We start from the raw sequence: 12,097 nt of genomic DNA on the forward strand, positions 1-12,097 counted from the left end.
ACCAACGTGGGGGGACTCGTACGCAATGCGCGCACTTCGGATATGGCTCATCGTCGCGGTGGTTCTCGGCGGCCTCTTCGTCGCCGCGGACCGCATCGCGGTGAACGTCGTCGAGTCCAAGGTGGCCGACAAGATCAAGAGCAGTCAGGGGCTGCGGGAGACCCCTGACGTCTCGATCAACGGCTTCCCCTTCCTCACCCAGGCACTGGGCAAGGAGTTCGACGAGGTCGACGTGAAGCTGGGCGGCGTCACCGCCACGGCCGACGGCCACTCCGTCAACGTCACCGAAGTCCGCGCCAAGCTGCACGACGTGAAGGTCAACAGCAGCTACTCGTCCGCCACGGCGGCCCGGGCGGACGGCTCGGCCCGTATCTCCTACGCCGATCTGACGAAGTCCGCGCCCAAGGGGGCGACGGTCGGCTACGCCGGGCCCGAGCGGGCCGCCAAGGGTCAGGTCCAGGTGACCGGGCAGCTCACCGCGCTGCTGGAGGGCGCGGGCGTCCAGGTCCCCGCGAGCCTCAAGGTGCTCCTCGCCGGGCGCACGGTCAGCACGTACAGCACGGTCACGACGGACGGCGGCGCGACCGTCAAGGTCCGCTCCGAGCAGCTGCCGAAGCTGCCGGTGCCCGGCTTCGACGAGAAGCTGCGCAAGGCCGTCGACTACGACCTGAAGATCGACGGGCTGCCGAGGGGCATCAAGCTGGACAAGGTGACGGCGGTGCAGGACGGGCTGCGGTTCTCGGGGACCGGGAGCAACGTTTCCCTGGCGGGATGAGCCCGCCGGCTTTCGGCTGCGGACGGTGGGCTGCTCGCTCCCCCAAGTTCTCGGCTTCGCTCGAACAGGGGGACCCCCATCGCGGCGGAGCCGCACAACGACACAGCCCCGCGCCCCTGAGCGGGACGGGGCGCGGCCCGAGAGGTCTCGATAGCCGGATCGTGAGACAGGGATGTCCGGTAGGTAGATGGTCCCCCGGGTGAGGGCATCCCCGCGACGGCGGGAGACGGCCCGGGAGGCTTTCCGTCCCACCATCCGGATGATCGTGTCTCAAAATACGACACACCGGTGACATGGCCGCCGATCCGTCCCTACGATCGGTGCCATGAAGCGACAGGCGGATCTCACGAAGCGGCGGGCAGTCGACCTGTGCCGCGTCGCCGCCATGCTCTGTCGCCACGTCTGAGCGGGACCCGCCCCTCTCTGCGAAGAGACGGCAACTCCCGTGTTCCCCGGGCCCGTTGAACCGTATCCAGGATTCAGGGCCACCCCCCGTGCCGAAGCCACGCCGCGCCCGCTCGCGCGGCGTACGCACCCGCACCCCGCAGCACCCGCCGCACCTGCCCCGGAGGAGAACCGCATGAGCCGCAGCGACGTCCTGGTCGACGCCGACTGGGTCGAGGCCCACATCGACGACCCCAAGGTCGCCATCGTCGAGGTCGACGAAGACACCTCGGCGTACGAGAAGAACCACATCAAGAACGCGATCCGGATCGACTGGACCAAGGACCTCCAGGACCCGGTCCGCCGTGACTTCGTCGACCAGGAGGGCTTCGAGAAGCTCCTGTCGGCCAAGGGCATCGCGAACGACACGACCGTCGTCCTCTACGGCGGCAACAACAACTGGTTCGCCTCGTACGCCTACTGGTACTTCAAGCTCTACGGCCACGACAGCGTCAAGCTCCTCGACGGCGGCCGCAAGAAGTGGGAGCTCGACTCGCGCGACCTGGTCGACGGCTCGCAGGTGCCCGCCCGCCCGGCCACCCAGTACAAGGCCAAGCCGCAGAACACCGCGATCCGTGCCTTCCGCGACGACGTGGTGGCGGCCATCGGCGCGCAGAACCTAGTCGACGTGCGCTCCCCCGACGAGTTCAGCGGCAAGCTGCTCGCCCCGGCCCACCTTCCGCAGGAGCAGTCGCAGCGCCCGGGCCACGTCCCGTCCGCGCGCAACATCCCGTGGTCGAAGAACGCCAACGACGACGGCACCTTCAAGTCGGACGACGCCCTCAAGGAGCTCTACGCGGCGGAGCAGGTCGACCTGGCCAAGGACACCATCGCGTACTGCCGCATCGGCGAGCGCTCGGCCCTGACGTGGTTCGTGCTGCACGAGCTGCTCGGCGTCGAGAACGTCAAGAACTACGACGGCTCGTGGACCGAGTACGGCTCCCTCGTCGGCGTGCCGATCGAGCTCGGCGCCAACAAGTAACCGCCCGGCTGTACCGAAGGTATCTGGAGACGAACATGTGTGGAGCGAAGGCAGGCGGCCCCGACGCCTCGACGATCAAGCCCGGTGAGACCACGATCCAGGGCCAGGTGACGAAGGACGGCGAGCCGGTGGTCGGCTACGTCCGCCTCCTGGACTCGACCGGCGAGTTCACCGCCGAGGTCCCGACCTCGGCGACCGGCCAGTTCCGCTTCTACGCGGCCGAGGGCACGTGGACCGTGCGGGCCCTGGTGCCCGGCGCGACCGCGGACCGCACGGTCGTGGCGCAGACCGGCGGACTCGCCGAGGTCGCCATCGCCGTCTGACGGCGGGCACCGATGTACCGGCCGGAGGGCCGCACCCCAGGGGGTTGGACGCTTACCTGGACCGGGTGCGGTCCTCCGTGCCGTTTCCGGCCGCCCGCCGCGGTCGTACGCTGGACTCATGTTGGCCCGTCGCCGGCGCGAGTACTTCTGGATGATGGGCGGATGCCTGTTCCTGTTCGTGTCCGCCTGGGGCTTCGTGCGGCTGTGGTCGGTCCCGGCCGCGGTCGCCATGTGCGTGGTCGCGATGGTGATCCCGCCGGTCGCGGCGATGGTGGCGAACCGGCGCGGCCCGGACGACCGCTGGTGGGACGACCCGTCCGGGGACCCGAAGTCCGACGAGTGGTGGGACGAGCTGGACGGCAAGAAGAAGTACTGACGTAGTACTCATGGGCGCCCGGCGCCGTCTGTAGCCGTCAGTACACGAGCGCCTGTAGCCGTCAGTACACGAGCGCCTGCGTCTCCTCCGCCATCGCCTCCTGGACGAACACCTGCGCCCCCGCGATCCGCGCGCCCTCGATGAGGTCCGTCTCGGTGATGTCGCGCCGGGCCGCGCACTGCGTGCACACCGTGATGGTGCCGCCACCCGCCAGGATTCCGCCGATCAGGTCCGGCAGCGGGGCCGCGTGCGGCAGCTCGAACTCGGCGGCGCGGCCCGGGAGCGCGAACCACGACGACTCGCCGGTCAGCCAGAGCGAGACCTCGATCCCGCTGGCGACGGCGACCGCCGCCACGGTGAAGGCCTGCGAACACCGCTCGGGGGCGTCGGCCCCGGCGGTCACCTTGAGTACGAGCTTCTTCGCCATATGCCGAACTGTAATGCGCACCCGCACAACCCCACCCGCAGGCGGATGGTCAGTTCTGTGCACGGGTGATCGGGCCCGTTCCGAGGTCTCGTGGGGGGACCCTCTTGGACACGTTTGACACGTCGGACACATCGGATGCGTCGACTGCATCGGATACGTCCGATACGACAGGGGATGCCGCGCAGGCGGCACCGGCCGCGCGGCGGCGGGGGCGTACGCCGCTGCTGATCGCGGGGGGCGCGGTGCTGGGCCTCGTGGCCGGGCTCTGCGCGGGCTACATCGTTCAGGCGGGCCGCGCGCCGACCCCGCTGCCGCCGCTCTCGCAGCCGGTGGTCGCGCAGGCGAAGGGCAAGGCGCCGGCGCCGCTCTCCGCCGCGCAGGACCGCAAGGCCAGGTCGGACGGCGATCTGCGGGACATGCTGCTGAAGCGGCCCGCCGGGGCGTCGGACGCCGAGTATCCGGCGGGCCACGACGGCTGGCTGTCCATGTCCGAGTACGCGGAGAGCTTCACCAGACCGGCCGGGGCCTTCCGCCAGCTGGTGAGCGAGGAGTTCCGGCGTGCCGCCGTGGCGGACTGGCGCGAGGGGAGCCTGGGCGTACGGATCCGGCTCATCCAGTTCCGGGACGAGCGCGCGGTCGCGTCGCAGGACGCCCTGGACAGCGCCGAGAAGTGGGCGGGCGAGGAGAGCGGCCACAGCACGGCCGTCCCTGGCTCCGGCACCGGCCGCGTCTACACCGGCGGCGCCCTCGACTCCGGCGGCCACCACCGGGCGGAGGCCTTCGCCCGGCGCGGGTCCGTCCTGATGGAGCTGTGGCTCGACAGCGACGAGCCGATCGCGGCGCAGAAGGCGCTGGACCTGGCACAGCGGCAGTGGGAGCGGATGTGAGCGGGCTCAAGAGGAGCAGCGGAAGACGGCGGGGCGTCGCCCTCGCCGTGGGCGGGGTGCTGTTCGCGGTGGTCGCGGGCGGTGTGGGTACCACCGCCGTCGTCGTGGACCGGGCCGACCGCGCGCCCGGCGCCCCGGACTGGGTCCTCCCGCCGAGCAGCCAGAAGGCCGACGCCGACAAGACGGCGGCAGGGGCAGGGGCAGCGGCAGGGGCGCCGGGAACGGGGACCGGGAAGGCCCCCTCGGAGCTCGGGCGGATGCTCGTACCGCTCGGCACCGACGGGTACAGCCGCGGCCCCGACATCGAAGGCTTCGGCGCCGAGGCCGATCTGACCGGCGCCCAGGCGGTGGCGCTCCGCAAGGACTCCCTGCGCACCCTGCCGTCCGCCCAGCGGCGGAAGGTGGAGCGGGAGATCGACAGGGAGCACATCAAGGGCATGGCGATGCGCAGCTACGTCAGCACCGGCGACGCGCCCATCTCCACGGTCTCCGCCGAGTCCGCGTTCACGGTCGAGATCGTGCTCTCCCGGATGGAGAACACCCGGGCCGTACGCGAACTCTTCGAGTTCCAGACCACGCTCTTCGACTCCGTGGACTTCCTGCGCAAGGGCCCCGAGGTCAAGGGCCACAAGGACGCCCGGTGCTTCCTGGGTCCCGACGAGAAGGACGAGAAGCTCGACATGATGACCTGTTCGGCCTACCGGGGCGAGATCCTGGTGAGCGTCGTCGCGGAGGGACCCAAGCCGCTGAACGCGAAGGGCGTCGCCCTGCTCCTGAGCGCGCAGCTGGACCGGATCGGCCACCCCGGGGAGTCGGTGTGACCGAGCCGAGCACAGAGCCGCAGCCGGTGACCGACGAGCAGCCGCGGCTCACGACCGACGAGCACCCCATCCCCAGCGAGCAGTCCGCGACGGATGATCAGCCGAAGCCGGTGATCGACGAGCAGCGCAACCCGATACTCGACGAACAGCCGCAGCCCGCGACCGCCGAGCAGCCCGCGACCGACGATCAGCCGAACCCGGTGAGCGACGAACAGCCGCACCCCACAGCCGAAGAGCCTCCCCTCCCCCCGCCCCGGCGCCGCACCCGCGTCCCTGCCGTCCTCCGGTGGACCGCCGCCGCCCTCGCCTTCCTCTGCGTCGGCGCCGGCACCGCGTACGCCGTCGTGGACCGCACCCGTACCGACCTTCCGGGGCTCGCCACCGAGTCGGACGGGCGCTGGCGGTACCCCGCGATCGCGCTGCCGCCGCTGCCCCCGGGCGCGCCCCGCCCGCTCGCGGCCGCCAACACCGCGCAGAACCACTACGCCGACCTGCGCGCCCTGCTGCTGCCCGCGCCCGAGGGGGCCAGGCCCGACGCGTCGCTGAAGGGCGACGACGGCTGGCTGGCGACCTCCGTGTTCCTCGCGCAGTACGAGAAGGAGGACCGGGCCGTCTTCGGCCAGTCGCTCGTGGACAACGGGCTGCGGCACATCGCGGCCCGGGGCTGGACGATGCCCGACGGAACCCGGAGCCGGATCTTCCTGCTCCAGTTCGACACCCACGCGCTGGCCGAAAGGGTGCAGTCCAAGGACGTCACCCGCTACAGCACGCCGTACCACCCGCTGCTCGGCGCCCACTACGCGGAGCTGGACCAGTCCTTCCCGATGGAGGCCCAGGTCGAGGGGACCTCGCGGTACCCGTACAACGAGGTGAAGCCGTACGGGCCGGAGCAGGTGCGGCAGGCGTACGTCCTGGCCGGCGACGTCCTCGCCGTCGTCGTCCAGTCCCGCGCCGGTACCACCTCCGCCGTCCCCTTCGAGCAGACCGTCGTGCTCCAGAACGAGCTGCTCGGCTAGGCTGGGGTACGGCCCTTTACTGCCCACACGCTCATCCGAGGAGCACCCCGTGCTTGAGGCTTTCTTCGAAACCCTGCTGGTCCTGGTCTGCGTCGGTGTCCTCGCCTTCGCCGCTCTGGCCGTGAAGAAGCTGTACCAGGGCCAGCGCTGAACCGCGCCCCAGCCGCAGACGTAACGAAAGACTGATCGAAGCCTCATGATCGAGATCCCGTCCGACCTGAACCCGGACCTCGTCCCCCTCGCCTTCCTCCTGGGTACCTGGGAGGGCGCGGGCGTGACCGACTTCCCGGGCGCCGAGAAGGCCAATTTCGGCCAGTCCGTCACCTTCAGCCACGACGGCCGGGACTTCCTGGAGTACGTGTCGCACTCCTGGATCCTCGACGCCGAGGGCAACAAGGTGAAGCCGCTGGAGACCGAGTCCGGTTTCTGGCGCATCGACAAGGACCGCAAGGTCGAGGTCGTCATGGTCCGTGACCAGGGCGTCGTCGAGATCTGGTACGGCGAGCTCGCCGACCAGAAGCCGCAGATCGACCTGGTGACGGACGCCGTGGCGCGCACCGCCGCCTCCGGCCCGTACACCGGCGGAAAGCGTCTGTACGGGTACGTGAAGAGCGACCTCATGTGGGTCGGCGAGAAGGCGACCCCCGAGGTGGAGCTGCGGCCGTACATGTCCGCCCACCTCAAGAAGGTCGTCTCGCCCGAGGAGGTCGCGGCCATGGCCCGGGGCCTGGGTGACCTGCCGGACGACGGCATCGCCTTCTTCAAGTAGAAACCGTCGGCCGGGAAACCGTCGGCCGGGAAACCGTCGGCGGGAAATCTTCACACGGCCAACAGTCGGGCGGTCCCTACACTGGGCGTGTGGTGACCACCGACTGGCAGAGCGACCTCCGCAAGCGCGGGTACCGGCTGACCCCCCAGCGCCAGCTCGTGCTGGAGGCCGTCGACGTACTGGAACACGCGACGCCCGACGACATCCTCACCGAGGTGAGGAAGACGGCGGGCGGCGTGAACATCTCCACCGTGTACCGGACCCTGGAGCTCCTGGAGGAGCTGGGTCTGGTCTCGCACGCCCATCTGGGCCACGGCGCCCCGACGTATCACCTGGCGGACCGCCATCACCACATCCACCTGGTCTGCCGGGACTGTACGTCGGTGATCGAGGCGGATGTGGACGTGGCGGCGGAGTTCACCGCCAAGCTCTGCTCGACGTTCGGCTTCACGACGGACATGAAGCACTTCGCGATCTTCGGCCAGTGCGAGAAGTGCGCCAAGAACGCCTCGGCCGATGCCTCGACCACCGCCTCGGGCAACCCCCCAACCACCGCCTCCGGCAACGCCTCAGGTGGCCCGTCGTAGGCTTGCTGCCATGAAGAGCCCTCTGCTGTCCCTGCCCGGCGCCGTCCCCGCCGAGGGGCCCGACGAAGGTGTCGCCGCGCACTACGGCGACCTGTTCCGTGAGCAGCGTGCCCTCGCCGACGGCACCGGCTTCGTCGACCTCTCGCACCGCGGCGTCGTCACCGTCACCGGCGACGACCGGCTCAGCTGGCTGCACCTGCTGCTGACCCAGCACGTCACCGACCTGCGGCCCGGCGTCGCCACCGAGGCGCTGATCCTCTCCGCGCACGGACACATCGAGCACGCGCTCTACCTGGTCGACGACGGTACGACGGTGTGGGCGCACGTCGAGCCCGGTACGCAGGGCGAGCTCATCGCCTACCTGGAGTCGATGAAGTTCTTCTACCGCGTCGAGGTCGCCGACCGGACCGCGGACTTCGCGGTGGTGCACCTGCCCGCCGGATCGATCGCGCAGGTGCCGTCGGGCGCGGTCGTACGGGAGGCTCCGCACGGGCGGGACCTGTTCCTGCCGCGCGAGGAGCTGGAGCCGTTCGCCGCCGCGCACGGGCCCGCGATCGGGATCCTGGCGTACGAGGCACTGCGGGTGGAGGCGCACCGGCCGCGGCTCGGCCTGGAGACCGACCACCGCACCATCCCGCACGAGCTGGGCTGGATCGGCACCGCCGTGCACCTCCAGAAGGGCTGCTACCGGGGCCAGGAGACCGTCGCGCGTGTCCACAACCTGGGGAAGCCGCCGCGCCGGCTGGTCTTCCTGCACCTGGACGGCAGCGAGGTGCTGCTGCCGCCGCACGGGACCCCGCTGCGGGTGGCCGCGGACGGCGACGAGGGCCGCCAGATCGGCTTCATCACGACGTCGGCCCGCCACCACGAGCTGGGGCCGATCGCGCTGGCGCTGGTGAAGCGGAACGTGGCGGTGGACGCGGAACTGCTGGCCGGAGAGACGGCCGCGGCCCAGGAGGTCGTGGTCGAGCCGTAGCGCCCCGGGCCCGGGCTCCTACACCTCCACCAGCACCGTGAACGGGCCGTGGTTGGTCAGCGACACCCGCATGTCCGCGCCGAAGCGGCCCGTCTCGACCGTCGCGCCCAGCTCGCGCAGGCGCGCCACCACCTCGTCCACCAGGGGCTCGGCCACCTCGCCGGGGGCGGCCGCGTTCCAGGTGGGGCGGCGGCCCTTGCGGGCGTCGCCGTAAAGGGTGAACTGGGAGATCACCATGAGCGGCGCGTTCACGTCCGAGCAGGACTTCTCGCCCTCCAGGATCCGCACCGACCACAGCTTCCTGGCCAGCTGCGCCGCCTTCTCGGCGGTGTCCCCGTGGGTGACCCCGACCAGGACGCACAGGCCCTCGCCCGTGATCTCGCCGACCGTCTCGCCCGCCACGACGACGCTCGCGCCGTCGACCCGCTGTACCACCGCTCGCATGGGACCAACCTATTCCACGCACCAATCCGGACGATCAGGGGCCGAACGGGTGGTGTGTGTCTGCATATGCACCACTGGGAGTGGCACGATGCTGACAGGCGGTGCGCCCTATCCCGCACCGGTCGAGGGGACGGTAATGCACATGAGCACTCCTGGCGCCGGGCAGCAGTCGCCCGGCCCCGTTTCGCTGAACCGGACGAGCCCGTCGGCCGCGCGGGCGGCCGTCTCGCGGCCGCCCGTCCAGCGTGCCGGTGACCATCTGCCCGTACCGAAGGGCCACGACCTGGCCGCCCTGAGACTGCCGGAGCTGCGGGCGCTGCGGCGCCAGTCGCAGAGCGACGAGGCCGACCTCAGCTATGTACGGCGGCTGCTGCACGGCCGCATCGACATCCTGCGGGCCGAGCTGGCCCGGCGCACCGGGCCGCACACCCCCGTCGTGGAGCGGCTCTCCGAGATCCTGGCGGACGCGCCCTCCTCGCACCGCGCCTCCGCCCGCCACGTCACGCTCTCCACGCCGCGCAGCGCCGAGTACCGGCGGCTGGCGGCGGAGATGGACGCGGAGGTCCAGCTCTCCGACCTCGACGCCCGTACGGACGACGAGCTGCACACCGCCATGGGGCGGCTGATCCGCTACGAGCAGCAGGTCTCGCGGCGCCGCCAGCATCTCCAGCGGACGGCCGACGATTGCAGCGCGGAGATCGCCCGCAGGTACCGTGAAGGCGAAGCACAAGTAGACGACCTGCTCATCTGACTCCGGATTCGGCCGCCGATCGGCCATTGAATCGAAGGTCATGAGGCGGGTCCACGCCTGGAAGGCCCCGCCATGACCGCCATGACCCCCGACACCGTCATACCCCCGGTCCTCGCCGAAGTCGTACGTTCCGGTTTCGTCGAGGGCCATCACCGGGGCTCGCTGGTGGTGCTGGCGGCCGACGGCAGCGTGGAGCTCGCGCTCGGCGACCCGGCGGCGCCCGTCTTCCCGCGCTCCAGCAACAAGCCCATGCAGGCCGCCGCCGTGCTGCGGGCCGGCCTCGACCTCTCCGGGGAGCGGCTCGCGCTCGCCGCCGCCAGCCACTCCGGCGAGGGCTTCCACCTCGACCTCGTCCGCAAGATGCTCGCCGAGCACGGGCTGACCCCGGACGACCTCCAGACCCCGCCCGACCTGCCGCTCGACCCCACCGAGGCCGAGACATACCTGGCGGCGGGCCACGTCCGCGAGCGGGTCACCATGAACTGCTCCGGCAAGCACGCCGCCATGCTCGCCGCCTGCCGCCTCAACGGATGGGACGAGGCCACCTACCTGGCCCCGGCCCACCCGCTCCAGCGGCTGGTGCACGACGGCGTCGAGGCGGCGGCGGGCGAGCCGGTGGCGACGGTCGGCACGGACGGCTGCGGGGCGCCGCTGATGGCGATCAGCCTGACGGGGCTGGCCCGCGCGTTCCGTACGTTCGTGCTCGCCGAGCCCGGCACGCCGGAGCGCCGGGTGGCGGACGCGATGCGGGCGCACCCCGAGTACGTGGCGGGCACCCGCCGCCCCGACACCTGGCTGATGCGCGAGGTGCCCGGGGTGCTGTCGAAGATGGGTGCGGAGGCGGTGCAGGCGGTGGCGCTGCCGGACGGCCGCGCGCTCGCCTTCAAGGTCGACGACGGCGCCGCGCGCGCCCTCGGCCCGGTCCTGGCCCGCGCCCTGCGCCTGCTCGGCGTGGACGCCCCGGTGGTCGACCGCATCGGGAGCGCGCCGCTGCTGGGCGGGGCCGAGCGGGTGGGCGAGGTCCGGGCGGCGTTCTGAGGGTCCGGGGCGTCGGGGAGCCGGGAGCCGTCCGGAGGGGGGCCGGGCATCGGGCGGCCGGGGTACGGGGCGCCGGGGAAATTCGGGCGACAGCCGGGCGGGGGCGTGCCTAGCGTGGCGGGTATGAGCCCGAGCCGCCGAGACGCCGCCGCCAACTCGCCCGCCACCGACGCGCCCGCCACCCCCGCCCTCTCCACCACCGCCTCCCTCGACCTCCGTACGGTCTCCGAAGCCGAGTTCGGCGACTGGCTCAAGGCCGTCAACATCGGCTTCCTGCGGCCGCCGGTGGTGAGCGAGAACGACCTGGCGGCCCGTCTCGCCAACAGCGATCTGGCGCGTACGCAGGGCGTGTTCGACAGCGGCCGGTGTGTGGCGACCTTCCGCTCGTTCGCGCAGGAGCTGACCGTGGTGGGCGGTGCCGCCATCCCCACCAGCGCGGTCACCAACGTCACGGTCTCCCCGACCCACCGCAGGCGCGGTCTGCTCAGCCGGATGATGGCGAACGACCTGGCGGCGGCGAAGGAGCGCGGCGAGGTGGCGGCGACGCTGATCGCCGCCGAGTACCCGATCTACGGGCGGTACGGATTCGGCCCCGCCACCTGGACCGCCGAGTGGGAGGTCGACACCGCCCGGTCGGGCCTGGACCCGCGCTGGTCGGGCCCCGAGGACGGCGGCCGCATCGAGCTGGCCGACTCCGAGGACGTACGCAAGCTGGGCCCCGAGCTCTTCGAGCGCTTCCGGGCCGCTCAGCCGGGCGCGGTGAGCCGGAGCGCGCGCCGGTGGGACCTGGAGACGGGGGCGGCCCGGCGCGACGACCACCCCTGGACGGAGCCGTTCTGGGCGGTGTACCGCTCGGCGGCGGGCGAGGTGGAGGGCCTGGCGGCCTACCACGCGGACGAGACGTGGACGGACGCCAAGCAGCCGCTGAACACGGCGAAGGTACGCGAGCTGCTGGGGCTGAACCCGGCCGCCGAGCGCGCGCTGTGGCACTTCGTCTGCTCGGTCGACTGGATAACGAAGGTCCGCACCGGCTACCGCGCCCCCGACGACCTGCTCCCGCTGCTCCTCCCGGACCCGCGCGCGGCCCGGATGGTGACGCACGCGGACTTCCTGTGGCTGCGGGTGCTGGATGTCGTACGGGCGCTGGAGGCTCGTACGTACGCGACTTCGGGCACCCTGGTCCTGGACGTCAAGGACGCGTCGGGCCTGTCGTCGGGCCGCTACCGCCTCGACGCGGACCGGTCGGGCGCGACGTGCACGCCGACCACGGAGCGGGCCGATCTCGTTCTGGACGTACGGGAGTTGGGGACGCTGTATCTGGGCGACGAGTCGGCGGTACGACTGGCCGCGCTGGGCCTGGCCGACGAGGAGACGGCGGGGGCAGCGGCACGGGCGGACGCCCTCTTGCGGACGCCGCGCCGGGCTTGGTGCCCGGACATGTTCTGAGGGCGTGTCGAACTCGCATTTCATCTGCTCCCAAC

General features: G+C 71.7%; 16 protein-coding genes. 14 read left to right on the forward strand and 2 right to left on the reverse strand.

What is annotated here, in order from left to right:
- Positions 1 to 25: 25 nt before the first annotated feature.
- From AB0G17_RS22095 to AB0G17_RS22115, 5 genes are all read left to right on the forward strand, one after another.
- Positions 26 to 775 (forward strand): DUF2993 domain-containing protein, encoded by a 750-nt coding sequence (locus AB0G17_RS22095; RefSeq protein ID WP_361385287.1) that lies wholly within the window; start codon positions 26 to 28, stop codon positions 773 to 775.
- Positions 776 to 1,100: 325 nt separating this feature from the next.
- The gene (locus tag AB0G17_RS22100) at positions 1,101 to 1,181 is read left to right on the forward strand and encodes a putative leader peptide (protein WP_359104787.1); all 81 of its coding nucleotides are present in this window, start codon (positions 1,101 to 1,103) and stop codon (positions 1,179 to 1,181) included.
- A gap of 174 nt (positions 1,182 to 1,355) precedes the next feature.
- Entirely contained in the window at positions 1,356 to 2,201 is an 846-nt protein-coding gene (locus tag AB0G17_RS22105; RefSeq protein ID WP_361385290.1) for a sulfurtransferase, read from the forward strand.
- Positions 2,202 to 2,236: 35 nt separating this feature from the next.
- Positions 2,237 to 2,524, forward strand: coding sequence for a DUF1416 domain-containing protein (locus AB0G17_RS22110; RefSeq protein ID WP_010985465.1), 288 nt, complete (start codon positions 2,237 to 2,239; stop codon positions 2,522 to 2,524).
- Between the two features lie 118 nt (positions 2,525 to 2,642).
- Positions 2,643 to 2,900, forward strand: coding sequence for a DUF3099 domain-containing protein (locus AB0G17_RS22115; RefSeq protein ID WP_361385293.1), 258 nt, complete (start codon positions 2,643 to 2,645; stop codon positions 2,898 to 2,900).
- A 61-nt stretch (positions 2,901 to 2,961) separates the two neighbouring features.
- Here the strand turns inward: AB0G17_RS22115 and AB0G17_RS22120 are convergent, their stop codons facing one another.
- A complete protein-coding gene (locus AB0G17_RS22120; RefSeq protein ID WP_361385296.1) occupies positions 2,962 to 3,327 on the reverse strand; it encodes a DsrE family protein in 366 nt (121 codons plus the stop codon).
- Positions 3,328 to 3,569: 242 nt separating this feature from the next.
- Between AB0G17_RS22120 and AB0G17_RS22125 the strand changes: the two genes are divergently transcribed.
- From AB0G17_RS22125 to AB0G17_RS22150, 6 genes are all read left to right on the forward strand, one after another.
- Entirely contained in the window at positions 3,570 to 4,214 is a 645-nt protein-coding gene (locus AB0G17_RS22125) for a hypothetical protein (protein ID WP_361385299.1), read from the forward strand.
- Positions 4,211 to 5,035, forward strand: a complete 825-nt coding sequence (locus tag AB0G17_RS22130) for a hypothetical protein (protein ID WP_361385302.1) — start codon at positions 4,211 to 4,213, stop codon at positions 5,033 to 5,035. The genes AB0G17_RS22125 and AB0G17_RS22130 overlap by 4 nt, the downstream gene beginning before the upstream one ends.
- Positions 5,032 to 6,051, forward strand: coding sequence for a hypothetical protein (locus AB0G17_RS22135; RefSeq protein WP_361385305.1), 1,020 nt, complete (start codon positions 5,032 to 5,034; stop codon positions 6,049 to 6,051). Before AB0G17_RS22130 ends, AB0G17_RS22135 begins: the two co-directional genes overlap by 4 nt.
- 196 nt (positions 6,052 to 6,247) lie before the next feature.
- Positions 6,248 to 6,820 (forward strand): FABP family protein, encoded by a 573-nt coding sequence (locus tag AB0G17_RS22140; RefSeq protein WP_361385308.1) that lies wholly within the window; start codon positions 6,248 to 6,250, stop codon positions 6,818 to 6,820.
- An 89-nt stretch (positions 6,821 to 6,909) separates the two neighbouring features.
- Entirely contained in the window at positions 6,910 to 7,407 is a 498-nt protein-coding gene (locus AB0G17_RS22145) for a transcriptional repressor (protein ID WP_361385311.1), read from the forward strand.
- A 10-nt stretch (positions 7,408 to 7,417) separates the two neighbouring features.
- A complete protein-coding gene (locus tag AB0G17_RS22150) occupies positions 7,418 to 8,383 on the forward strand; it encodes a folate-binding protein (RefSeq protein WP_361385314.1) in 966 nt (321 codons plus the stop codon).
- Between the two features lie 18 nt (positions 8,384 to 8,401).
- Here AB0G17_RS22150 and dtd read toward each other — a convergent pair whose 3' ends face one another.
- Positions 8,402 to 8,827: a D-aminoacyl-tRNA deacylase gene (gene dtd / locus AB0G17_RS22155; protein ID WP_361385317.1), complete on the reverse strand. Its 426-nt coding sequence runs from the start codon at positions 8,825 to 8,827 to the stop codon at positions 8,402 to 8,404.
- A 142-nt stretch (positions 8,828 to 8,969) separates the two neighbouring features.
- Here dtd and AB0G17_RS22160 point away from each other — a divergent pair, with 142 nt between their 5' ends.
- From AB0G17_RS22160 to AB0G17_RS22170, 3 genes are all read left to right on the forward strand, one after another.
- A complete protein-coding gene (locus AB0G17_RS22160; protein WP_361385320.1) occupies positions 8,970 to 9,578 on the forward strand; it encodes an ABC transporter substrate-binding protein in 609 nt (202 codons plus the stop codon).
- 72 nt (positions 9,579 to 9,650) lie between these two features.
- Positions 9,651 to 10,616, forward strand: coding sequence for an asparaginase (locus tag AB0G17_RS22165; protein WP_361385323.1), 966 nt, complete (start codon positions 9,651 to 9,653; stop codon positions 10,614 to 10,616).
- 123 nt (positions 10,617 to 10,739) lie between these two features.
- A complete protein-coding gene (locus AB0G17_RS22170) occupies positions 10,740 to 12,062 on the forward strand; it encodes a GNAT family N-acetyltransferase (protein ID WP_361385327.1) in 1,323 nt (440 codons plus the stop codon).
- Positions 12,063 to 12,097 lie beyond the last annotated feature (35 nt).

Origin of the sequence: Streptomyces sp. NPDC023838 (genome assembly GCF_040639555.1) — a bacterium.
GTDB lineage: Bacteria > Actinomycetota > Actinomycetes > Streptomycetales > Streptomycetaceae > Streptomyces.